14 protein-coding genes are annotated in these 23,673 nt (G+C 40.3%); 9 read left to right on the top strand and 5 right to left on the bottom strand.

What is annotated here, in order from left to right; all coding sequences use genetic code 11:
* Positions 1 to 45: 45 nt before the first annotated feature.
* Positions 46 to 1,398, top strand: a complete 1,353-nt coding sequence (locus XEN7305_RS24415) for a cell wall metabolism sensor histidine kinase WalK (RefSeq protein ID WP_006512223.1) — start codon at positions 46 to 48, stop codon at positions 1,396 to 1,398.
* On the opposite strand, the gene hisC is transcribed toward XEN7305_RS24415, so the two are convergent.
* Positions 1,393 to 2,487 carry a histidinol-phosphate transaminase gene (hisC, locus tag XEN7305_RS24410; RefSeq protein ID WP_006512222.1) on the bottom strand — a complete coding sequence of 365 codons (1,095 nt, stop codon included), beginning with the start codon at positions 2,485 to 2,487 and terminating at the stop codon, positions 1,393 to 1,395. The genes XEN7305_RS24415 and hisC overlap by 6 nt on opposite strands.
* A 344-nt stretch (positions 2,488 to 2,831) precedes the next feature.
* Here hisC and XEN7305_RS24405 point away from each other — a divergent pair, with 344 nt between their 5' ends.
* The 4 genes from XEN7305_RS24405 to XEN7305_RS27105 all read left to right on the top strand — a co-directional run bounded on the left by XEN7305_RS24405 (position 2,832) and on the right by XEN7305_RS27105 (position 13,047).
* Entirely contained in the window at positions 2,832 to 5,663 is a 2,832-nt protein-coding gene (locus tag XEN7305_RS24405; RefSeq protein WP_006512221.1) for an Ig-like domain-containing protein, read from the top strand.
* Positions 5,664 to 5,889: 226 nt separating this feature from the next.
* On the top strand, positions 5,890 to 9,396 hold the full coding sequence (locus XEN7305_RS24400) for a filamentous hemagglutinin N-terminal domain-containing protein (RefSeq protein WP_083889454.1): 3,507 nt from the start codon (positions 5,890 to 5,892) through the stop codon (positions 9,394 to 9,396).
* A complete protein-coding gene (locus XEN7305_RS24395; RefSeq protein WP_006512219.1) occupies positions 9,393 to 11,972 on the top strand; it encodes a CHAT domain-containing protein in 2,580 nt (859 codons plus the stop codon). Before XEN7305_RS24400 ends, XEN7305_RS24395 begins: the two co-directional genes overlap by 4 nt.
* A 67-nt stretch (positions 11,973 to 12,039) precedes the next feature.
* Positions 12,040 to 13,047, top strand: coding sequence for a DUF928 domain-containing protein (locus XEN7305_RS27105; RefSeq protein WP_006512218.1), 1,008 nt, complete (start codon positions 12,040 to 12,042; stop codon positions 13,045 to 13,047).
* Between the two features lie 111 nt (positions 13,048 to 13,158).
* Here the strand turns inward: XEN7305_RS27105 and XEN7305_RS24385 are convergent, their stop codons facing one another.
* A complete protein-coding gene (locus XEN7305_RS24385) occupies positions 13,159 to 14,559 on the bottom strand; it encodes a phospholipase D-like domain-containing protein (protein ID WP_040899486.1) in 1,401 nt (466 codons plus the stop codon).
* A 150-nt stretch (positions 14,560 to 14,709) separates the two neighbouring features.
* Between XEN7305_RS24385 and XEN7305_RS24380 the strand changes: the two genes are divergently transcribed.
* From XEN7305_RS24380 to grxD, 3 genes are all read left to right on the top strand, one after another.
* On the top strand, positions 14,710 to 15,291 hold the full coding sequence (locus tag XEN7305_RS24380) for a hypothetical protein (protein ID WP_006512216.1): 582 nt from the start codon (positions 14,710 to 14,712) through the stop codon (positions 15,289 to 15,291).
* A gap of 182 nt (positions 15,292 to 15,473) precedes the next feature.
* Entirely contained in the window at positions 15,474 to 15,722 is a 249-nt protein-coding gene (locus XEN7305_RS24375; RefSeq protein ID WP_006512215.1) for a BolA family protein, read from the top strand.
* A gap of 50 nt (positions 15,723 to 15,772) precedes the next feature.
* Complete coding sequence (gene grxD / locus XEN7305_RS24370) at positions 15,773 to 16,096, top strand: Grx4 family monothiol glutaredoxin (RefSeq protein ID WP_006512214.1); 324 nt, start codon at positions 15,773 to 15,775, stop codon at positions 16,094 to 16,096.
* A 50-nt stretch (positions 16,097 to 16,146) separates the two neighbouring features.
* Here grxD and XEN7305_RS24365 read toward each other — a convergent pair whose 3' ends face one another.
* Together XEN7305_RS24365 and XEN7305_RS24360 are read right to left on the bottom strand one after the other, a co-directional pair.
* Positions 16,147 to 16,875, bottom strand: a complete 729-nt coding sequence (locus XEN7305_RS24365; protein ID WP_006512213.1) for an MBL fold metallo-hydrolase — start codon at positions 16,873 to 16,875, stop codon at positions 16,147 to 16,149.
* A 96-nt stretch (positions 16,876 to 16,971) separates the two neighbouring features.
* Complete coding sequence (locus tag XEN7305_RS24360) at positions 16,972 to 18,150, bottom strand: M20 family metallopeptidase (RefSeq protein ID WP_006512212.1); 1,179 nt, start codon at positions 18,148 to 18,150, stop codon at positions 16,972 to 16,974.
* Positions 18,151 to 18,447: 297 nt separating this feature from the next.
* On the opposite strand from XEN7305_RS24360, the gene XEN7305_RS24355 reads away from it, so the two are divergent.
* Positions 18,448 to 22,788: an NF038122 family metalloprotease gene (locus XEN7305_RS24355; RefSeq protein ID WP_006512211.1), complete on the top strand. Its 4,341-nt coding sequence runs from the start codon at positions 18,448 to 18,450 to the stop codon at positions 22,786 to 22,788.
* A gap of 43 nt (positions 22,789 to 22,831) precedes the next feature.
* Here the strand turns inward: XEN7305_RS24355 and XEN7305_RS24350 are convergent, their stop codons facing one another.
* Positions 22,832 to 23,266: a hypothetical protein gene (locus XEN7305_RS24350; RefSeq protein WP_006512210.1), complete on the bottom strand. Its 435-nt coding sequence runs from the start codon at positions 23,264 to 23,266 to the stop codon at positions 22,832 to 22,834.
* Between the last annotated feature and the right edge of the window lie 407 nt (positions 23,267 to 23,673).

Raw genomic sequence — 23,673 nt, 5'->3', positions numbered from 1 at the left:
GTTTTAGGTTTTAGGTTTTAGGGATTAGGTTTACTAATAAAGATTATGTTTCAAGGTCTACGCTGGCGTTTGCTGATTTATTACTTAACGGTAATAGCAAGTATCTTAAGTGTATTTGTCGCAGGGGTATATGTCTTCTTCGGCAGAACATTGTATCGGCAATTAGATAAAAAATTATTGACTTTGGCTCAATCTGCGGCCTCATCCTTCTCCTCAGTAGAAAATCAAGGAGAATCCTATTTAACTAATGTCGATAAAGTGCCTTGGCGGGATATTTTTAACCGAGACAAACAAAGCTTAGAATGGTTCAATGCAGACGGCGATTTACTCGGAAGCAAAGGCTTTTTTCAATTAGAAATACCACCCCAACCGGGGGCATTAAATGGCGTAGTCAATTTTTATCCAGACCAAGATTCCCCGGAAGAGTCAACTCAAGTTTCAATTCGAGCCTATACTATTTCTGTGTTCAAAGATAGTAATGTGCCCGACAATCCAGCCACTTTGGAAGGATATATCAGGGCTAGTCAATCCATCGAAGAAATAGATGCCGTACAAAATAGACTTTTTTTGGTATTAATTGGGGGTGCGGGAGTCACGTTAATATTGAGTGGCTTAGGAGGTATCTGGTTAACCCATGAAGCCATTTCTCCGATTAGAACAAGTTTTTTAAAATTAAAACAATTTACAGCTGATGCGTCCCACGAATTAAGAGGGCCTTTGACAGCGATTAAAGCCTCCGTTGATATTATGAAAACCCATCCAGAAAGAGTTCATCCGAAAGACGCCAAAAAAATCATGGCAATTTCTAGTGCGACGGATCAAATGGGTCAACTAATAGAAGATTTATTATTTCTGGCTCGCACTGATAAAAAAGTTGTGTTGCCAACTAGAGAAAAAAAATCGGTTTCTCTAGAGTCTATTTTACAAAATATCGTCATCTTACTAGAGCCTTGTGCTCAGGAGAAAAAGATCACGTTAACGTCCAAACTTGATTCGGGGTTTTTTGTGTTGGGCGACATCTCACAACTGACTCGTTTGTTCTCTAATTTATTACAAAATGCTCTGCAATATACCCCGGAAGGAGGCAATGTAACTTTGGAGTTGTTGAAACAAAATCGTTCAGCAATTATTACAATCAAAGACACTGGTATTGGCATTAGTACCGAGCAATTGCCCTATATTTTTGATCGTTTTTGGCGTGCGGACAAAGCCCGCTCTCGCAGAGAAGGTGGTACAGGATTAGGACTCTCTATTGTTAAAGCGATCGCAGAAAACCATGGAGGAAAAATCTCCGTCACGAGCAATGTCAATGTTGGCAGTTGTTTTCAGGTACGATTACCCTTGCTTAATTATAGCGGAGCCAAAATAATTAGCAATAAAGTAACTAGTAAATTATAGCTTAGAGCTGAGAGCTTCTAAGAATAGCTGATTCTCTTCTGGAGTTCCGATCGCGGTTCTAAAATAATAAGGTTCTAAGCCCTGTTTGCCACCAAAATCTGCGACCAAAACATTTTTCTCTTGTAATGATTGCACCAGCTCACCAGAGGTAATCCCTAACGGCTTTGTGCCAATAAAGAAAAAATTGGTTGCCGAGGGATAAACCACTAGGCCAAGTTCTTCTAATGCAGTAATCAATTGTTGTTTGCTTTGCTGAATCTGCTTAATATTATCCTGGATATATTCTCGATCTTTTAAGGCTGCACGGGAAGCTGCGATCGCGACTTTGTTGACAGGAAATAGTTGGGCAATGCGGTAAAGATAGTCAGCAATCTTGGGATTGGTAATGGCATAACCAACTCTAATTCCTGCTAGGCCAAAGCTTTTGGATAAACTTCGCAGTACGATCAAATTGGGATAAATATCAACTAGATCTGCTACCGTTTCCCGACAAAATTCGTAGTAGCATTCATCAATTACCACAATACAATCTAGTTTTTCTAAAATTTCAATCAGATTTTTTCTGGGTTCTAAGTTGGCAGTAGGATTATTAGGGTTTGCCAGAAAAATAACTTTGGTTTTCGGAGTGACCCGATGAACAATAGCGTCAAGATCTAAACTAAAATCTTTTTTTCTGTCCACTTTAATCGGTATACCATTGACAACTCTAGTGGCAAAACCATAAACAAAAAATGTTGGCCTCGGTAGTAGAACCTCGTCTCCTGGTTTGAGGAAAATTTTCAGAATCAACTCGATCAAATCATCCGAACCATTACCAATAACAATCTGTTCTGGTTTTGCTCCTGTATATTCGGCTAGAGCAGCCCTTAAACTGCCGCCCAAGACATTGGGGTAACGATTAATTTGATGAGCTGTTTCCGCGATCGCCTGCACCACCTTTAGCGATGGAGGATAGGGCAATTCTCCCTTATCTAAACGAATTGCATTGTCCCCTCTCGCGATCGCTTTTTTTGAGGTTAAGGTTTTGATATGTTCGTTGAAAAGACTATCTAAATTGATATTCAAGGTACTAGCATAATTTCCATTCACCTATTTCACTATACAAAAGAAGCGTAAGTACAAGTCATCTCAATAGACTTCCTACAGAAGTTGAGAACAGGTAAAGTGTTTTACCAATTAAATAAGGGTCAGATATAAACCAAATATATCCAATGTACTGATATTTTTTATCTATTCTGTAAAAAAATATAGTTAATAAGATTTGATGTTCATTTTCTTACTCTGAATGTTATATATTTGAACCAAATACTCTTGTAGCAAAATATATTTCTTTTTTGATTATTACTGAAGAAATGACAATATCTATCATGTTTAACTATTAAAATCTACAGAAGCAATTATAAGTACTTAATAATATTGGAGATTAATAGAATATGTCTTATTTTTATGATCCTATTATGGCAGTAGATGATCATGCCATGGTCGAAGCAGGCGGAAAAATTGGGATACGTGTCCTGGATAATGATCTTGGCGACGAGTTGAAAATCAAGTTTGCCGCCACCGATAGAGTAAGCGTCAATGGCGGGACGATTAAACTAAATAATAACGGGACTCTCCACGACTTTTCCGATGACAAATTAGTTTACCGACCAGCTGCTGGTTTCACGGGCGTTGATATTTTCCACTATGTCATTAAAGATGGCAATGGGGACATGGATACAGCGACTGTCAGGGTCAATGTTGAGGCGGCGAACCAAGCTCCTGTTGCAGTGGATGATCATGCCATGGTCGAAGCAGGAGGCAAAGTTGGTATCCACGTCCTGGATAATGACTTTGACCCCGATGGCGACGATATCCGAATCAAATTTGCTGCTACCGATAAAATTAGTGCTAATGGCGGGACTATTAACCTCAATAATAACGGGACTCCCCATGACTTTTCCGATGACAAATTAGTCTACCGACCAGCGGCTGGTTTCACTGGCGTTGATACCTTCCACTATGCCATTAAAGATGGCAATGGAGGTATGGATACAGCGACTGTCAAGGTCAATGTTAAGGCAGCGAATCAAGCTCCTGTCGCAGTAGATGATCATGCCATGGTCGAAGCAGGAGGCAAAGTTGGTATCCGCGTCCTGGATAATGACTTTGACCCCGATGGCGACGATATCCGAATCAAATTTGCTGCTACCGATAAAATTAGTGCTAATGGCGGGACGATCAACCTAAATAATAATGGGACTCCCCATGACTTTTCCGATGATAAATTAGTCTACCGACCAGCGGCTGGGTTTGTTGGGGAGGATAGTTTCCACTATGCCATTAAAGATAGCAATGGAAGTATGGATACGGCGACGGTCAAAGTTATAGTAAAAGCTCCCGAAATCGACTTGGCGATCGCAAAAGAATTTATCCCCACATTTCAAGATGAATTTAAAATCGCCACCTATGGAGAGAATCTCTCTTTCACCCTGACAGCATCTAACAACAGTGATGGAACGGCAAAGGATGTTGTCATTACAGATGAAATCTCTCAGTTAGAAAATATTACGGTTTCGGACTTACCTTTAGGTGGCAGTTACACCATAGATCCGCTCACAAATATCCTCAAAATTTCAATTCCTGAACTTGAGGGTGGGGAGCAAGCAACATTCACTGTTAGCGGTGATGTCATTGTCCCGGAAGAATTAGTTGTCTTCAATTTCTTTGGTCAGCTCGCCAATGATAATCCGGAATTGCAAGAATATGCTTCTGCTGTTATTCAGGGAACTGAATATTTCGATTTAAATTTGACGAAAGAAGTCGGCTCACCAATTGTTAGATTCAATTTCAATACTATTACTAACACCGCAGATATTGATGCGGCGAATATTTTTGACCCTAATCTTAGTAACAACAGAAGTACTGATATAGCTGAAATAGCTCAAGCTGAATATACTGGCACATTAGCTAATGGTGACGAATTCCAACTATTTGTGGTCGAGCTCGAACCAGATGCTATTGTCCAAACTCAACTCGATCCCATTGATGCTGATAATCCCAGTGATTTGCGTCCCTTTGTCGATGTGGACTGGGGAAAAGGAGGAGGAGGTAGGAGTACAAATAGTTCAAGATTTCTTGACTCTGATGCTGGAGAGCAAGCTATATCAACGCTTTTCTTGAATTGGGATAATGCAGCAGAAATTGAAAAAGGTATTCCTGGGGGGATATTGGATCAATTCTTGGCGTTAGAAGCTGATGGTGATCTGACGGATTCATCCGATGAGCAAGCAGTTCTTGATTTTCTGGAAACCAGAATTTTCGCGGGAGATGCTAGTTCGGATAAATTCACTGATGGCAACTTACAATTGCTAAATACGACAACTGAAGAATTTCAAGAAACTGAGTTTGCCCAAGGTCAATATACAGGGGATTTAAGTCAATCAGATATTGTCAATATTGTAGTGACGTCTAATGGTGTCTTTGAAACTGATACTGATGGTAATCTTTTGCCTGAGAGTGAATCGTTGGGTGATAGTTTACAGGAAGGGTTGGATAATCTAGCTCCTGCTGCTAATCCAGGGACAATATTAAATATCGTCATTGATGATTCGGTAGCACAAACTGGATTACAAACTCTGAGTTTCAATTCTTTGGCAGACAAGGGCTATTTTGTTCAGGAATTAGACATTCAGAGTGAATCAGTAAACTTCAACTCCTTCAATCATCCAGCCAATATCGATTTGTCTTTAATTGAAGTAACTGAAGCAACTTCTAATTCCCTTGCTTTAACAGGCGGCAATGCCAAGGATAGTTTTATCGGTAGTAACCTAGCAGAAACTATTTATGGTGGCAATGGGAAAGATGAAATAGCAGGCGGACTAGGTGATGATTTGTTATTTGGCGGTCGAGGAAAAGATCTGATCCGAGGGGATGGAGGCAATGATATTCTGATTGGCGGTGCAGGTCAGGATGTGCTGCGAGGTAGTTTTGGTCGGGATACTCTGATTGGGGGAAATTATGATCCTAAGGATCGTTATATCCATGAAAAAGGTGGCGATATCTATGTGCTAGAAGAAAATGCTGGTTTGGATACAGTCAAAAGCTTTGCCAAAAATGATGCGATTGGACTATTAGATATAGATCAACATGACCTAACTTTTACAGTTAGCAATGGCAGTACTATTATTAGCCTTGATGGGGAAGATTTGATGCTGATTGAGGGTCTTGATAATCCTCATGACCTAAACTTTACTACAGATTTCCACTTGATTGAAATTATTTAGTTGAAAATTATAGTTTTGCAACTTGTAAACAACTTGTGGAATTGAGGTAGAGGAAAGTTACAGTTAGGTAATATTCAGCTAGTGCCGCTGCGCGGAAGTAATAAGTAATAAGTAATAAGTATTGCTCTATATGCTTTTTACTCTTTGTTGATAGACAGCTTATTTGCGTCCAGGTCTACTAGGTTTTTCTCTAACTGTCCCCTCTATCTTAGTTATCAAGTTTTTTATGACTAGTGGTATTTGCAGAATCAAGCTTCTAACCATCAGTTTTCTATCTGTATTTATGGGCTATGGAATGCCCAGTTTTGCTCAGATTACCCCTGATAGTTCATTGGGTACTGAGGGCTCTATCGTCACTCCGAATGTTCCCCTAGAAAATGACACTACTAATCGTATTGATGGTGGTGCAATTCGCGATGATAATATTTTCCATAGTTTTCAAGAATTTAATGTAAATCAGGGACAACAGGTTCACTTTGCCAATCCGATAGGTATCGAAAATATTATCGGCAGGGTCACGGGGAGTAATATATCAGAAATTCTCGGTACGTTAGGGGTTTTAGGTGATGCTAACCTTTTCCTGCTCAATCCTAATGGTTTTATTTTTGGTCAAGATGCGAGGTTAGATATTAATGGTTCTTTTACTGCTAGTACTTCTGAAAGCCTATTTTTGGGGAACAATCTAGAATTTAGCGCGACCAATCCCCAAGCCGTTCCTTTGTTAACTATGAATGTCGCCCCTGGATTGGGGGATTGGTTAAACCCGAGAGGGGTCATTACCAATCAAGGTATTCTTGATGCGGGAAATGATTTAAATTTTATTGGCAATTCTCTTGAACTAGAAGGCGAGTTGCAAGCGGGGAATAATCTAACCCTCACAGCAGTTGATAATATCCAAATACGCGATCGCTTGAGTGCTCCTTTTATCGCTGCTGCGGGGAACCAGTTATTAGTCCAAGGTGATCAGCTGGTAGATATTTTTGCTTTGAATAACAGTGCAAGTGGCCTATTTGCCGGTGGTGATTTGATCTTGCGTTCTCAGAACCCAATCATTACCGATGCCTATTTTAATAGCGGGGGCAATTTTCGCATCGAAGATCTTAACGAAAATCTAGGGGATGCTACTAGTCCCAATGATCCGATAATTCGAGCTAATGGAGATGTCAGTTTTAACAGCTATACAGGGGCTTCTCTCCATATTTTTGCTGGAGGCAGCGTCAATATTGACAGCATTGAAATTACAGGGACAGATCCGAACAATGGCATTGAGGAAACTGTCATACTCTCTGATGGAGTAACAACGGTTGCGATTAATGGCAGTACTCAGCCAACCTTGTATGTTCGTGCAGGAACAACTAATATCGAACCCACAGGTATTCAGGGCAATGATCAAGGTTTTTCCTCTATTCCTGGAACTGACAGCACGCCAAATAGTGCGGACATTAGAATTAATCAAATTATCAATCCAGGTGGTTTCGTTTTTCTCAGCAATCAAGATCAACCAAATTTATTGCTTTCTGGAGATATTGATATCGGTTTCATTGATTTATTTGGCGAAGTAGATGGGGGCTCAGTTGTGCTGGACTCACGAGGTGAAATTAATCTCGCTCAATTTATTGATGTGTCCGGATTTGGTGGCAATGGTGGAGATGTTCAACTGATAGCTAATGGTAATATCGTAATTCCTAGAGGAGCTGGGGTCTTTTCTTCTGGTTTTGAAGGAATTGGCGGAAATATAATTCTTACAAGTCAATCTGCCATTGAGGTTACTACCTTATTTAGTGACACTAGTGGTGAGGGTATCGGGAAAGATATTAGACTAACAGCACCACAAATTCTGATAGGCCCTTCTAATGATTTTGATAACGAGTTCGTTGGGGTTGCTTTGTTTGGCGAAGGACAAGGGGGAAATATTGAGATCGAAGCTGATTACTTGGAAATTAGTGGCAATCAACTGGCAGTTGCTACTTTTGGGTTGGGAGATTCTGGTAATATTTCGATCAATGCTGATGAGATATTGCTACAAGATAATAGCTTCATCTTTGCAGTAGGATTGAGTCCTATTGGGGGAAATACTGGAGATATAGAAATTCGGACAAATGATCTCACTTTGATCGATGGTAGTCAAATTAGCTCACAAATTATCGATGAGAATATTGGCAATAGTGGAAATATCAATATCAAATCGGCAAATTCCGTTAATTTAATTGGTAATTTTGGCGATTTGCCCAGTGGAATTATCACTCAGATATTTCCTGATGCAGTTGGTAGTGGCGGCATTATATCAATCACCACAAGTTCCCTAAACCTTAAAGATGGAGGACAAGTATTTGCCAGTACAGAGGGAAATGGAAATGCGGGAAACATTCTGATCGAGGCAAGAGATGTTTCTATCGACGGGGTAGCATTACCTAGTCCTGAATTTTCTTTAAGTTTTATTCGTAGTCTTATTGTGTCTGAAGTTCTAGATCCTGCAATAGGTAATGGAGGAACTATAGATATTAATGCTGAGCAATTGACCGTGACTAATGGTGGCCTCATTAGTGCAAGTATCGACGGCACTGGAAATGCTGGAGATATTAAAATTACAGCGACAAAATCAGCATTTTTTGATGGCATATTTACTAGTGCAAACCTAGAGGAATCTTTGCCCAGTCGAGCAAATGTGGCCGTTTTCGAAGGTGGAACTGGAGAGGGAGGGACATTAACAATCACAACACCCTCTCTATCAGTAACAAATGGGGCACAATTACAAGCTTTAACAGAAGATAGTGGCAATGCTGGGGATATTAGGATTTTTGATACTGATTTCGTTCTGCTTTCTGGAGCAAATACAGGGCTTTTTTCTGACACAACTGAAACTTCTACGGGGAATGCAGGTAATATTTTTGTTGATTCTGAAGTGATTGAGATTCGCGATCGCGCCGAGATTTCTGTAGATAGCAAGGGAACAGGAGAGGGTGGAACCATTACACTTAGCGGGGATGATTTAACCTTGGATGATCAAGGAAGGATTTCAGCAACCACAGCAAGTACCGATGGTGGTGATATTACCTTAAATATTAATGATTTAATTTTATTGCAGCGTGAAAGTAACATTGCGACAGATGCAGGAACAGCAGGCGCGGGAGGAAATGGCGGCAACATAACAATTAACACCCCATTTATTGTGGCACCAGCGTCAGAAAATAGTGATATTACAGCTGATGCTTCTCAAGGAAATGGCGGTAATATTGATATCACGGCTACTGGATTATTTGGCATCGAATTTCGCGAAGAAGAAACAGATCGCAGCGATATTACAGCTTCCTCTGAATTTGGCTTAGCAGGAATTGTGGTGATTAATAACCCTGATGTTGATCCCACTGCGGGACTAGTGGAGTTGCCCGATCAAACTACTGACCCTAGCGATCGCATTATTGCTGGTTGTGGCGCAGTTGAGGGGAATTCCTTTACTATTACAGGCAGAGGTGGATTACCGGAAAATCCCACCAATAGCATTAGAGGACAAGCTGTATTGTCCGATTTACGAGATTTTACAGATGCCGACAGTGATCCAAATTTGCCAACGGTAAAACTAGAGCGATCGCGATCGCAAGTGCCCAAATCAATTGTGCAAGTTAGCGGATGGTTGGTTAATCAAGATGGAGAAGTAGAATTGGTCGCCACACTACCACAAGAAACTAAATTTTTAAATAGACCCGATTGCCAAGACCTAGCAGACAAAAAATGACTTTAGTTATTGCAAAACTTGTTATTAATACTGGCATTTTCCTATCGTTATCGACAACGATTTTGGTTAATCCGACCAATGCCAAACCCCTTCAAGATTCTCCGCTCACTTTATCTCAATCCATAGAAGAATCAGAAGGGACAAATTTACTACAAATAGGCAAACAACATTATCAAGCTGGACAGTTTGCTGCGGCGATAAATATCTGGCAAAAGGCTTTATTTGATTATCAAGCCCGTGAGGAGACCTTTAAACAAGCCCAAACTCTTAACTATCTGGCATTAGCCTATCAAGAATTAGGTCAATGGCCAGAAGCCAAAAATGCGATCGCAAATAGCCTAGAACTTCTAGCAAATTCCGAAAACCTAGATCAACAAACTTTGTTACTTCGAGGTCAAGCTTTAAATAATCAAGGTAAATGGCAATTTTCCCAGGGACAAACCGACAATGCTCTGGCAACTTGGCAAGAAGCCACCAGTATCTATGCCACTGCTGGTGATGATACCGGGAAATTCATCAGTTCTCTAAATCAAGCTCAAGCCTTACAGGCTTTGGGACAATATCGCAAAACCAAATCTCTGATTGAAGAACTAGTTACCCAACTGCAACAGCAACCAGACAGTCTTCTGAAGGCTCAGGAATTAAGAAGTTTAGGGATTGCCCTACAAACTATTGGGGAGCCAATACAATCCAAGGCAATTTTAGAATCAAGTTTAGCGATTAGTCAGCAATTGAATTCTGAGCCAGATATTAGTGCAGCCTATCTTAGTATCGGCAATTTGGCTCAGGATCTGGGTCAATATGATGTTGCCCAGACCTATTACCAAGAAACCCTACGCTTGTCTTCCGATAAAATGACTCGACTTCAAGCGCAACTCAATCAACTCAGTATGCTCGTGCAATCTCAAAGGTTGCAAGCTGCCGCCGAGCTCATGCCAGAGATCGCAGATAATCTATCCCAAATTCCTGCAAGTCGTTCTAGTATTTACGCGAGGGTAAATCTGGCTGCAACCTTAATGGATGGGACAGCGGCGAGCGATTTTCCGATAGTCGATTCCCCAGAAATTGCTCAGTTTCTAGCTACAGCAGTTCAACAAGCAAGACAAATATCAGACATTAGAGCAGAAGCTTATGCTCTCAATCAACTAGGTCAACTTTACCAACAACAAAATCAACTATCAGAAGCCCAAGAACTGACGCAACAAAGCTTACAGTTTGCTCAATCAATTAATGCTGATGATATTACGGCGCGATCAGCAACTCAACTAGGCATTATTCACCGACAACAAGGGAATTTGAATAGCGCGATCGCCGCCTATGACATTGCCTTTACCAAATTACAATCTTTACGTAGTGACTTGGTGACCACTAATGCGAATAATGCCAATGTCCAGTTCACTTTTAAAGAAAATATCGAGCCTACCTACCGAGATTATGTGAGTTTATTGTTACAACAAGGTGATGAACAAGAAAATTTGCAAAAAGCCCGGCAAGTAATGGAATCTTTACAAGTGGCAGAATTAGACGATTTTTTTCGTGATGCCTGTTTAGATACTCATCCCGTGGTGATTGATGAGATAGATGTGCAAGCAGCGGTTATTTATCCAATTATCCTCCGCGATCGCCTGGAAGTGATTTTAGCGCTGCCTCAGCAACCATTGCGGCATTACTCGACACCCTTAGACTCAGGGCAAATCGAAACTACTCTCAAACAACTATACTCGTCTCTCTCTCCTGGTTATCCTCGCGATCGAGGGTTGGAAATTGCCGAAGAAGTCTATAATTGGCTAGTTAAACCTGCTGAATCTTATTTGAAACAGAGTAATAGTCAGACTTTGGTTTTTGTTCCCGATGGTTTTTTTCGTAACCTACCAATGAGCGTTCTTTATGATGGCACAAGTTATCTGATTGAAAATTACGGTGTTGCTGTCAGCCCAGGGTTACAGCTATTTCCTGAAGGTTTACAAGGCAAAGAACTAGCTCTGCTAGCAGCAGGACTCACAGAAGCTCGTCAAGGTTTTAATTCTTTACCTGGAGTGGTGGGAGAAGTTACGCAAATTGCAACAGAGGTAGACTCTAAAATTTTACTAGATCAAGAATTTACTCAAGATAGCTTCAGTCTGATACTCAATAAGCAAACCTTTCCCATTGTCCACCTCGCGACTCATGGTCAATTTAGCTCGAATCCCGAAGAAACTTTTCTGCTGACCTGGCGCGATCGCATTTCGGTTCAAGATTTCGATCTTATCTTTCAAAAAAGGAGGTTAGGCATCCTAGAACCAATTGAATTATTGGTAATGAGTGCCTGCCAAACAGCGGCAGGTGATAATCGCGCCACTTTGGGGTTAGCTGGACTCGCTTTGCGTTCAGGTGCCAGAAGTACAGTAGCCAGTTTATGGTCAGTTAATGACAAAGCAACTTCAGAAATAATGCAGGAATTTTATGCTCAGATTAGCAGCGGACAAGTTAGTAAAGCAGAAGCAATGCGACAGGCTCAATTGAAAGTAATGTCCAATTCATTACATAAACATCCCTATTTTTGGTCGCCTTTTATTTTAGTAGGCAACTGGTTGTGAACAGAAAATGGGAAATTGGAAAGGAGAAAAAAACTAGAATAAAAGCATGTCTCAAAGGAATTGCAAGATGAATAGGATCGGCTGGCAAAATCTTGTAGGAACAACTTTTTCTATCATTGTCGTGGTCACCGCGAATATTGCCATGGCAGAATTATCTTTTAAGGAAGCTCATAAGAGCCTGGTCGCATTGGAATTTGAGCTTCCAGACGACCCTGTCCCTGATACTAGTGTTGGCGGAGGTGTTCGGGGAAAAGTGCAGTTTGCCTTGCCAGACGAAAGTTCTAGTCCTAAGACTAATGTCGGTAGTGGAGTTAGAGGTGATGTGGAATTTGCTTTTCCCGATCGCGAAGTGATTCCTAAGACCAATTTAAGTAGTGGAGTTAGAGGTGATGTAGAATTTGAACTTCCCGATCAAGATGCAGCCCCCGATACCACAGTAGGAGCTGGAGTCAGGGGTGATGTGGAATTTGAACTTCCCGATCAAGATGCAGCCCCCAATACCACTGTAGGAACTGGAGTTAGAGGTCAAGAACTTGCTTTGACCGCCCTAGTTCCCAAAACGAAGCATGGACGTACAGTCTCAACTCATCCCACTTTTTTCGTCTATCTTCCGCCAATTGGGGCTCAGGAAGTATTTTTTAGTATCCAAGATGAAGCTGGAAATTCTCATTACCACGCCATGGTCAAAGTTCCAATTTCCGGTGGAATTATAAGTATTAAAATACCCGACTCGGCTCCGGAATTAGAACTTAGGAAAAACTATTTATGGTACTTTGCCCCCATTGAACCAGAGGGGATTTTAAGGCCAGACAATTATGCAGTTACCGGTTGGGTCAAAAGAGTAGAAACGGATATTAACCGACAAGAGCTAGCGAACTCTCCTGTGCAATTGGCGACGGAATACGCCAAGGCCGGAATTTGGTACAACACAGTGGAAGTTTTGGTGGCAGCTCAAAATTTAGATCCCAATAATCAAACCCTTGCTGATGAATGGCATGATCTTTTAGAGCAGGTAGAACTCCAAGCCATACAGGATAAAAGTATCTTCGATCAACTACTACAATTTTCTCGGTAAAAATTACTGTCATTAGGAATGCCACAAAATCAATATAGATTGAGAAAACTAATCAGAAAATTGATACTGTTATTCGTATACTTTTAATTACTGGGTAATTTCTATAATTACCTACTTGCATTTTTGTTGATCCTTTTGGATTTTATTCTCAATTCTCTGGGACAATCCTAAGATAGAGCTGCGGTACAAACTATTGAATTCTTGTTGAAAATGAGCCGCAACAGTAGAATTTTGAATAATTAAAACTGTCTCATCATTGTTAACATTCGCTGTATTAGACCAATTTTGCGAACCTGCGATAATAATATTGCCATCTACAATCGCAAACTTATGATGTAATTTATCTCCTCTGGCCAAATCAGCAATTCCCACATCATTGATTGGATTATTCCACGGATTATTCTCTTTTTCATATTTGCACTTGTTACTCAAGGCAACACCCAACATATCTAAACCTTCACTATAGTAACGGAAGGCAAAACCTCGATCTATTAACGCCCGAATCTCAACTCCAGATTCTCGCTTTTTCTCTAGAATATCAGCTAGTTTCTGTTCACTAAAAACAAACAAAGCCAAATCAACAGCAGAATTAGCTTCGCTAAGAGTTTTACCAATTAAACCATTAGTACTATTGAACCAATCTTGAGTCTTAGAAGTAGGAGAAAACTGCACAGTAACAGCTGTATTATCCCAATAAATTGTTTTAGGCGATCGCCAAATCTTATCAATGCCAAACTCACTATCCTCATCTCCTCCTTCCCCATCACCCCACATATAATTAAATTCTTCTGCAAATAAATTAGCGACTTGAGCATTACTAATCTTGAGTAAATTATTAACATTGCCTCTAGTTGCAGAATTACTATAATCCCCATGAATACCACTAAGGGTAAAATTAGCCGAACCAGTAACCACAGTTTTGTTGTCAATTACCATAAACTTATGGTGCATTAAACCACTACCCTTAGAGCCGTCTTCTGTATCATCAATTATGGGAATTCCGGCATTTCTCAAAATCACTAAAGCATCACGGGAATTTATTTCTTGCTGAGAGAGATCCCCATCTTGATTAATATCTATGAGTTGAAAATATTGTTTATAGCGATCGCGTTCTCTCTCTGTTAAAGTCGCAATTTCTTGACCACTCAAATCACTTAAAGAACGACTATACTGATTTTCTAGAACTACTCTAACTCGAATTCCTGTGCGATAACGCTCTGCCAAAGCCAAAGCAATTTCTGGTAATTGCAACTCTTGAACTGCGAGATCAATACTAACATTAGCATTATTAATGGCCTCTATAATAACCGCCTCTAAATTATCTCCGCCATGAGCAATTTTTCGATAGGGATCGCGATAAGTTACCTCACCAATATTTCGATGATTAAAATAAACTTCAAAACTGGGATCTTGAGGCAATAATTCGGTCATAAGAGAATCCGGCTTACAACCATTAAAGAATAAAGAAAAGGGCAAAACAACTAAAATAAGATAAGTCGAAAATTTTTTCACTTTTTTATTTCCTTTTGACTCTATTATCGACATTTTTATAATTCATATTTTTAAATTCATGATTTATAATTCGGACAATCTTTATCTTGAAAATGATAAGATACCCAAAACCCTAAGTAATATTTAATCTTCAATAGAAAAAGCTAAACCATGATTATTCCCAGTATTATGCGTACTAAAATAACTTCCCTATTGTCATTATCATTAGCTTGGGGCGTCATCTCAACTCTTCCTGCAATAGCCCAAGAATCTACCCTAACCACAACAGATTCTCCCACTACAACAGAACCCGCAGAAGTCACGACTCCATACCAATCAGATAGTCTTCTTAGCTTGCAGGGAGGTCAAAAGCTAATGTCAGAAGCAAGTGATGCTATTGATAAGCAACAATATGACCTTGCGGTTGAGAAACTGCAAGCAGCTCGTCAAGTGTTTAATCAACTGTCAAATTTTTACCTCCAACTATCAGAAAGTTTTTCTGGAATCGAAAATCGCATTGCCCAAGAGCAGAGAGATAAAGCCTTAGAAACAGGACAACTACGGGACGAAGCAACCTATAAATTAGCCTTGGTTCATCGAGCACAAGAAAAACCAGAATTATCGGTGCCTCTACTGATCCAAGTTATCCGCTCCCAAAACCCGACCAGCGATTTAGGAACTAAATCTTATCAGCAACTTTTTGAAATTGGCTTTGTGGAAGATCCCTACTCCACATCGAATTCAAGTCAATAGAATTTGATGGCAGATGGCAGAGACCCTTCGGGTAGAGCGGTGCAAGGGCAAAAGAAATATCAGAAAAAATTTTCTTGTTCCTTAATAGATCGCAGTATCCTTTAGGACGTTTCTCATTCCTTTCATTCCTTGATTTCTTATAGAATGATGTATAAGAGTAATCAACCGATTTTGGAGTCTTTATGATCAGCCCCCAACAGGTAGAAAGCATGATTCAAACAAAATTTCCCGACGCGGAAGTCCAAGTGACTGGTGATGGGGAGCATTTTGAAGCGATCATAGTATCTGGTGAATTTGATGGCAAGCCGAAAGTTAGACAACATCAAATGGTCTATGCTGCCGTCCAGGAAGCAATGGCATCCGAAGCAATTCATGCTTTATCCTTAAAAACCTATACACCCAAAACTTATCAGTTAGCAGTTGGCAGTTAACAGTTAGTAGAGTTTTCAGTAAACATTTAACAGGAATAAAATTATTAACCATGACACCAGAACTCAAAGCAAAACTTGACCAATTGGTTACAGACAATAAAGTCTTAATATTCATGAAAGGGTCAAAATTAATGCCTCAATGCGGTTTCTCGAACAATGTAGTCCAAATTTTTAATACATTGGGAGTCCCTTTTGAAACAGTAGATGTTTTAGCAGATCCTGAAATTCGTCAGGGGGTCAAAGAATATTCTAACTGGCCAACTATTCCTCAAATTTACGTCAATGGGGAGTTTCTCGGCGGCTCTGATATCGCGATTGAAATGTACCAGAGCGGCGAGTTACAAGAAATGGTTGAAGTAGCTTTAGCTTCTTAATCATCATTGGGGTGGGCGACTACAATGCCCACCCTAGCTTTTCTTTTAGCTTATGCAACTATAGCAGGAACCATTCCACAGTCTTGATTGGCAGGAACCGCTTCCATCATCTTTTTCGGCATTTGAAGATGGAGATTATTCATAAATTTGATAAAATTATCGCGATCACGCAGTGCCTCAGCTCCGCTGAGATCGCGTCCCACAAATCGAGGATTCCATTTCTTCTCTTCGCCAATTGTCGATACAGTACAGCCACGATAATCATGGGCTGGATAAACTAAAGTTTCATCAGGTAACGTGAAAAGCTTTTGCGTCACCGAATCATAAAGCGCTCCAGGATCGCCGCTCTGGAAATCAGTGCGTCCACATCCACGAATAAACATCGCATCTCCAGTCAAAATGCGATCGCCATTGACCAAATAAGCCATATGACTGTCGGTATGACCAGGAGTCTCGTAGGCTTTAATAGCAATTTTGCCCAAAGTGACAATTTCACCATCCTGAACACAATAGTCAGCACAATTTACCTGGGCATTCACAGGAACAATCCCCTGACAGCCAGTTAGTTTTCTTAATTTCCCTGTTCCAGTAATATGATCAGCATGAATATGGGTTTCTAAACAAAATTTGAGAGCCAAGTTTAGTTCTCTGATCAGTTGGAGGTCCCGTTCTACTTGTTCCAACACAGGATCAACCAAAGCAGCTTCTCTTGTTGCAGGATCAGCTACGAGATAGGTATAGGTACTAGATTCTTTATCAAACAGTTGTCTAAAAATCATAACTTTCACCTATTAAAGCTCTAACTAAAATATAGCCAATATAGCCAAAAACTTGATTTTGTGCTTCAAGAAAGTTGAAAGTTAAGATTAAACTAATTATTTAGCTTGATAATACTTATACGCAGTATAGGCTAAAGCCACAACTCCTGTGACGATCGCAGCTTCATCAACATCAAACCGAGGATGATGCAGAGGATAATTTTTTTGTTCTGCTATGCCAACTCCCAAGCGAAACATGCAACCAGGAACCTTCTCCAAATATACAGAAAAATCCTCTGCCCCCAGAGATGGTTCATTAATAATCTGCACCTGCTCATTTCCCCAAGCTTCTCGACAGGCAGATTCCAAAATCTGAGTCAGTTTAGCGTCATTTTGAACCGAAGGCACAGCCCGATGATAGTTGACTTGGCATTTTGCACCATAGGTATCACAGATATTGGTGACAATATTTTCGATCCAATTAGGAAGACTCGCATAACTATCAGGATGCAAAGAACGCACCGTGCCCAGCATCCTAACGCGATCGGCAATTACATTCGGTGCTCTCCCCCCTGAGATTTCACCGATAGTTAAAACCACAGGATGCAAAGAATTTTGGGTACGACTAATAGCTTGTTGCAAAGTTGTAATCACTTGAGAAGCAATCCAAATCGCATCAATAGCTTGGTGAGGTCTGGCCCCATGACCCGATTCTCCCTCAATAATAATCTCCAAATCATCAGCCGCCGCAGTCAAGGCCCCGTAACGAATACCAACAGTTTTCCCAGGAATGGAAGGAAAAACATGAACTCCAAAAATTGCATTGACTCCCGACATTGCCCCCTCATCAACCATCCATCTTGCGCCTTTAGCAATTTCTTCGGCTGGTTGAAACAAAAAACGCATATTTCCTGGTAAGGCTTCGGATAATTGAGATAAAACCATCGCAGTCCCCAAACCTAACGTCGTATGAACATCATGGCCACAAGCATGCATTACCCCAGGATTGCGAGAAGCAAATTCTCGGTTGGTTATTTCTTGAATGGGCAGAGCATCCATATCAGTCCGAATTGCTAATGTTCGATGATCCGCGTTATTTCCCGATAATTCACCCATAACACCTGTTTTGCCCACAGACTCAGTAACATGCAAACCGCAGGAAGATAAAACCCCTGCGACATAAGCTGACGTTTGATACTCTTCACCACTTAATTCGGGATGGGAATGGAGATGACGACGAATTTCAATTAATCTCGGTGCAAGATTTTCGGCAAGATCTTTAATTTCTGCAAGCATTTTTGATTAGAACCATATATACCTCAAAGTATCACCAATTACACTGATATTTGTCAATGCGAGCATCTTGATTGAAATACCTCAATAAACATAGCAATTAACTATTATCTAATATTGCAGAATTCGAGCTTAGGAATCTCGTTACAACACCGCTCAAAATTCACAATGATTTCACGAAGAATTCAAGTTAGCTTTGCCTAAATCAATCTACCTGTTTTTAGCATTGGATTGACGCAGAAAATCGATAGCAATTCATCTATTGTTATTGGTCGCAATAGGATTTGAGAATACAGAATAATGAAAATAAATTTTGTTTATACCCCAGATGTCAGTTTCGAACAAATGATTGGTTACGAAATCGCATCCATTATTTGGGGTAAATTATTCGCCGACGATGTAGAAGTTAATATCTTAGCCAAAACCACCGACCAACTGAATTCCAATGTTATTGGTGGGGCAATTCCTGAATTTCATGAACAGCATTACGCTTTATTTCTAGAATATTATGAAGCAGATATCACCTCAATAGAAGATCAAATGGCCTTCAATGCTCTACAAAAAGGCAACACGATCGATTTTTTGCTTGATGGAGATCTAGTTGGCGGCAACACCAAATTAAAATTAACCACTGCTTTAGCCAAGGCTTTGGGCATGACTGAGGCTATTAGTTTAGATCGCTATGTTCTAGATGAATCAGAAAATTTCATCGATGGCACAATTATGATGAACCAGGATTTTGCCTGGGATTTTAATTATTTGCGCGACTCTGAAGGAGAGGAAGATACTTTAGATTTTTTGAGTGTAGCCCTTCACGAAACAGGACATATTCTCGGATTTACTAGCAGTTTAGACTTTTCACTCCAAGAAGAAACTCTCCATTCCGGTCGGACAGAACTCAGTAACTTTTCTCCTCTAGATTTATTTCGTTTTTCGGCAGGAAGTCTAGCTCAAGAGAATCCTGATGGGAAAGTAAATGACCTATCTATTGGGGAAACAGCTTGGTTTTCTACCGACGGAGGAGAAACCTTAAGTGCCAAAATGTCCACAGGCAAAAAAGGGGATGGTTTCCAAGCCAGTCATTGGGAAAGACGCTATGACCCTTTGGGCATTATGGACCCCACTCTTTGGTATCAAGAACGAGTATCAATTACCGACTTAGATGTCCTAGCTTTTGATCTGATGGGTTACGATTTGAGCTCAGAAGCCGAAAATGTTGAAGATTTATTTGCCAGTGAAAGTTTAGAAGTTTTACTGGCTCAAGCTAAGGTTCAACTGGCTGATAAACTAGGCTTGTCAGTAGAGTATTTAGAAGAGCATGCTGATGTTCCGGTATCTTCCCTGGAATTAATTGGCGAGCTAGAAAACGCCTATTTAGATAATAACCCTACAGAAGATAGCTCTTCAGTTGATAATAGCTCCGGTTCAGACTTAGAAAACCTTGATGATAAGGAATTGAAAGACTTCTTCAAAGATCTGAGTAATCTAATGAAGAAAACCTATGAATGGTGGGCGCAAAATAATGGCGGGGGCAGTTCATCCTGGCAAGAACTTTATGAATGGTGGGCGCAGAATAATGGTGAGGGCAGTTCATCCTGGCAAGAGCTCTACGAATGGTGGGCACAGAATAATGGTGGCGGTAGTTCGTCCTGGCAAGAACTTTATGAATGGTGGGCGCAAAATAATGATGGGGGCAGTTCTGCCTGGCAAGAGCTTTATGAATGGTGGAGCCAAGATAATGATGGGGAGGGTTCTTGGTGGCAGGAAGTCTTTTTTGCCAGTCAAGATGATGGCAATTGGGAAGATGTAGAATTACCAGGAGCTAGTGATAGCAAAGAAGTTGGGGCGAATTATTATAAAGAGATTACAGGGGGGAATGATGATGACATTATTGGGGGAGATCTTAGTGATGATGAGATTAACGCCAAGCAAGGTGATGACCTCATTGACGGGGCCGAGGGTCATGACACTATCAAAGGTGGTGCTGGTTTCGATACTATCTTTGGTTTTGATGGCAATGATTCGATCATGGGTGGAGAGGGAGATGATGTAATTTCTGGGGAATCTGATAATGATGTTCTCTTAGGCGAGGCTGGGGCTGATGTCCTGATGGGCGGAGATCATGATGACTATCTCGATGGGGGCGCAGGCAGAGACTTTCTCAGTGGAAATACTGGACATGATGTTTTGATTGGGGGAACAGAAGATGATGCCCTAGAAGGCGGAGCGGGAAAAGACCTCTTGGTTGGTGGAGCAGGGGAAGATATTGGGAATGGCGGCAGTGGAGACGATTTTATCTTTGGTGATGGATATTCAGAAAGCTTCAACCACAATCTGGGTGATGATTTAAGTAACCTAAAACAAATATTTGATCCTGCCAATACGGAAAATGCTGAAGTTACTGCTAACACTAATGGCAATGATAATGAGACAGATAGTATGGTTGCCGGGCAAAACCCAATCCGAATTGAAGCCGAAGACTTGAGTTGGAGTGGCAATTATAAAGTAATGAAAAAAAACTTTGCCTCTGGTGGGAGATTAATTAAAAACAAAAATAACAATCAGGCAATTGCTGGCACAACAACTTTTACAGGAGAAACTGGAACCTATAAAATTATTATCGGCTATCATGATATTGACTTAAAAACTGGAGAAATACAGTTTAAACTAAATGACAATTTAATAGATAGTTGGCAATTAAACAAGGATATTGATGGCAATAAGCCGAGTTCAGAAAATTTTACCACTCATACTATTGAAAATATTTCATTAACGAAAAATCAATTTTTTACAATTCAAAATATAGTTAGTAGTGATAAGGGTGGAGAAGGTTCTCTTGACTATATCGAATTCGTTCCTGTTGTTGATTTAATAGCTACGAATAATTTAGTCCTTGGTCAAGACCCAATTACAGTTGAAGCTGAAAGCTTAAGTTGGAGCGGAAATTACAGGGCAACGAATAAAGGTTATGCCTCTGGTGGAGGTTTAATTCAAAACAATACCAATGATCAATGGATTGCTGGAGAAGACGTCTTTACAGGAAAAACTGGAGTTTACGATATTGTCATTGGTTATCACGATATCGAAATAGATAACGGTACAATTCAATTCCAAGTCAACAACACCCAAATTGATAGTTGGGATCTTAGCCAAAATCTCCACACTGACATATTAGCGGCAGGGAATTTCACCACCCACAGGATTAGTAACGTTTCTTTAAATAATAATGACTCTTTTACCCTTAGGAGTATGGTCAATGAATCATATTATGGGGAAGGTTCTCTTGACTATGTCAAATTCATTCTCGTTGAAAACCCTGAAAGCAAAGATTCTAGAGATTCTTCCCCCGAGGATATTGATTCGCCCCCTGAAGCTATTAGTATCACTCCAGAATTTGAACTTGGATTAAACAGTGACGTCCTCAGAGGTGGTGCTGGAAATGATGGTATTGATGGCGGGGAAGGTAACGATATGATCTTTGGGGAAGATGAGCTCAATGATTCGAGTAATATTACTCCTCCTTTGATAGAGAATGCTCTCCACTACGGTCATAGCAGTTATATTTTGAGTCAGGCTGGTACTTGGGAAGAAGCTCAAGCAGAAGCACAAAGCTATGGTGGGAATTTAGTTACTATCAATGATGCTGGAGAAGAACAATGGTTAGTTGATAATTTTGGCTTCGACCAAAATGGGAATTTCGTTAATGAAGCTTTTTGGATTGGTCTAACGGATCAAGAGACAGAAGGTCAATGGCAATGGACTAACGGGGAAGCTATGACCTACAACAATCAAAGTAGCTACTCACATATAGCTAACAATGAAGATTATGGGGTAATCAATCTCTACGAAGTTGCCCTTAATACTTCTTGGTGGAGCAACAATCAAACACATTACAGTACTGAGTGGGGGGCAGAATCTTTAACTGCTGATTATTCTTGGAATGGCACTGCATGGTTAGCCCCCGAGGGACATCGGGGCATTATTGAGATTGATTGGTCTAGTGTTGGGGGCAACGACACCATCTTTGGTGGCAATGGAGACGACCAAGTTTACGGGAATACTGGTAACGATGTAATTTATGGTGATGATCTTAGTACTAGTATTTCAGTTGAGTTTGTTAGTACAGGGGATTCGGCGACATCTAGTATTGAGACCTATAACGACAATATATTCGGTAATGGTGGTCACGATATTATCAAAGGTGGCGCAGGTGATGATGTGATTAATGGAACTGATGGCATAGTTGCGGGCCGCTTAGAAAGAGATACCCTCGAAGGTGGCGCGGGTGCAGATAAGTTTATCTTGGGGGATGGCACTAAAGCCTTCTATGCTACCGGTGGCGCTCAAGATTATGTTGTGATTCAAGATTTTAATTCTAGCGAGGATACAGTACAGCTTTTCGGCGTGGCTGGTGATTATCAAAAAATACAGCAAGGAAATAACATTCACATCACTCGAAATGGTGATTTAGTAGCAATTTTGGAAAATAATAACACTTTAAGTATCAATGGCAGTGGTGATTGGCAAACAACCCCGTACCTTAGCACTTTCAATGGCAGTAGTGATTTAGCGACAATTTTAGGAGTTTACAGCACATTAGACCTAAATGATAGTGCTTTTGAATATGTCCGTACAGTCTAAGGTGATTTACACAGTAATTAGTAATTAGCAACTATCTGAAGACTTATTTTCTGTAATCTTCTATATTAAGACCATAGTCCTTGATTAATGTCCCTACCCAAGCTGGGGGGGCTGAACCCACAATCACCCTTTTGCCATCTTCCTCAAAGACAAGAACATTATCACCAATAGAACCAATAGAATCGACGGAAGATGAAGCACGAACAATCGTCTCATCTTCTGATGATACAGGGAATACTGATATAGTCACCCCATAATGACTAACTATCTTTTCTGCCTCATAGTCATCGATTTGAGATTCGCCTTGAGATTCGCCCTTGTATTCCTGATGCCCTAGAGACTGACTAAGGGAAAGAGGCTCTACTAGACTTTTCTGAGGAGAATTAGCTTTCACACCATTAACAGCACCCACAAGCAGGGGAATCATCAGCAATATTCTACCTAAGAGTTCAAGATTATTTCCCTTAACATTAGACATTGATTTTCCCTAATTAATAACAAAATAAAATATCCATGGCATATAGCTTTCATCTGTCTTAATAACTTAACGGGAATAGATATAAACAGAAGACCTCAAAGGTTGCTTAATTAGATAAGGTGAAAAGTTATAGTCCTGGCGCCTAGTGCAATTTTATATTTTATCTATAGCAGAAAATAGGAAAATAAAATAAAAATTAACATTTAAGTCCTTTATTTATTAAGGGATAATACATAAACGAACTGGGTGAATAGTAGAGCAAAAGCGCTCATAAATTTTGGACATCCATATATAATTTACTCTCTTTTTTCATCATCAAAATCATAATCAGGATCGAATAAGCTTACCAAGCAAATCAGCAATAATAGCTAACAAGCAAGAAGCAGATTTCAACCTTTTGCCCTCTG

Origin of the sequence: Xenococcus sp. PCC 7305 (genome assembly GCF_000332055.1) — a bacterium.
Lineage (GTDB): Bacteria > Cyanobacteriota > Cyanobacteriia > Cyanobacteriales > Xenococcaceae > Xenococcus.
This window is presented reverse-complemented; position numbering and strand designations above follow the sequence as displayed.

Bases quoted from the DNA above. Each gene is read 5' to 3' on its own strand.
- XEN7305_RS24415 (WP_006512223.1), top strand. From the start codon at position 46: ATGTTTCAAGGTCTACGCTGGCGTTTGCTGATTTATTACTTAACGGTA.
- XEN7305_RS24405 (WP_006512221.1), top strand. From the start codon at position 2,832: ATGTCTTATTTTTATGATCCTATTATGGCAGTAGATGATCATGCCATG.
- XEN7305_RS24400 (WP_083889454.1), top strand. From the start codon at position 5,890: ATGACTAGTGGTATTTGCAGAATCAAGCTTCTAACCATCAGTTTTCTA.
- XEN7305_RS24395 (WP_006512219.1), top strand. From the start codon at position 9,393: ATGACTTTAGTTATTGCAAAACTTGTTATTAATACTGGCATTTTCCTA.
- XEN7305_RS27105 (WP_006512218.1), top strand. From the start codon at position 12,040: ATGAATAGGATCGGCTGGCAAAATCTTGTAGGAACAACTTTTTCTATC.
- XEN7305_RS24380 (WP_006512216.1), top strand. From the start codon at position 14,710: ATGATTATTCCCAGTATTATGCGTACTAAAATAACTTCCCTATTGTCA.
- XEN7305_RS24375 (WP_006512215.1), top strand. From the start codon at position 15,474: ATGATCAGCCCCCAACAGGTAGAAAGCATGATTCAAACAAAATTTCCC.
- grxD (WP_006512214.1), top strand. From the start codon at position 15,773: ATGACACCAGAACTCAAAGCAAAACTTGACCAATTGGTTACAGACAAT.
- XEN7305_RS24365 (WP_006512213.1), bottom strand. From the start codon at position 16,875: ATGATTTTTAGACAACTGTTTGATAAAGAATCTAGTACCTATACCTAT.
- XEN7305_RS24360 (WP_006512212.1), bottom strand. From the start codon at position 18,150: ATGCTTGCAGAAATTAAAGATCTTGCCGAAAATCTTGCACCGAGATTA.
- XEN7305_RS24355 (WP_006512211.1), top strand. From the start codon at position 18,448: ATGAAAATAAATTTTGTTTATACCCCAGATGTCAGTTTCGAACAAATG.
- XEN7305_RS24350 (WP_006512210.1), bottom strand. From the start codon at position 23,266: ATGTCTAATGTTAAGGGAAATAATCTTGAACTCTTAGGTAGAATATTG.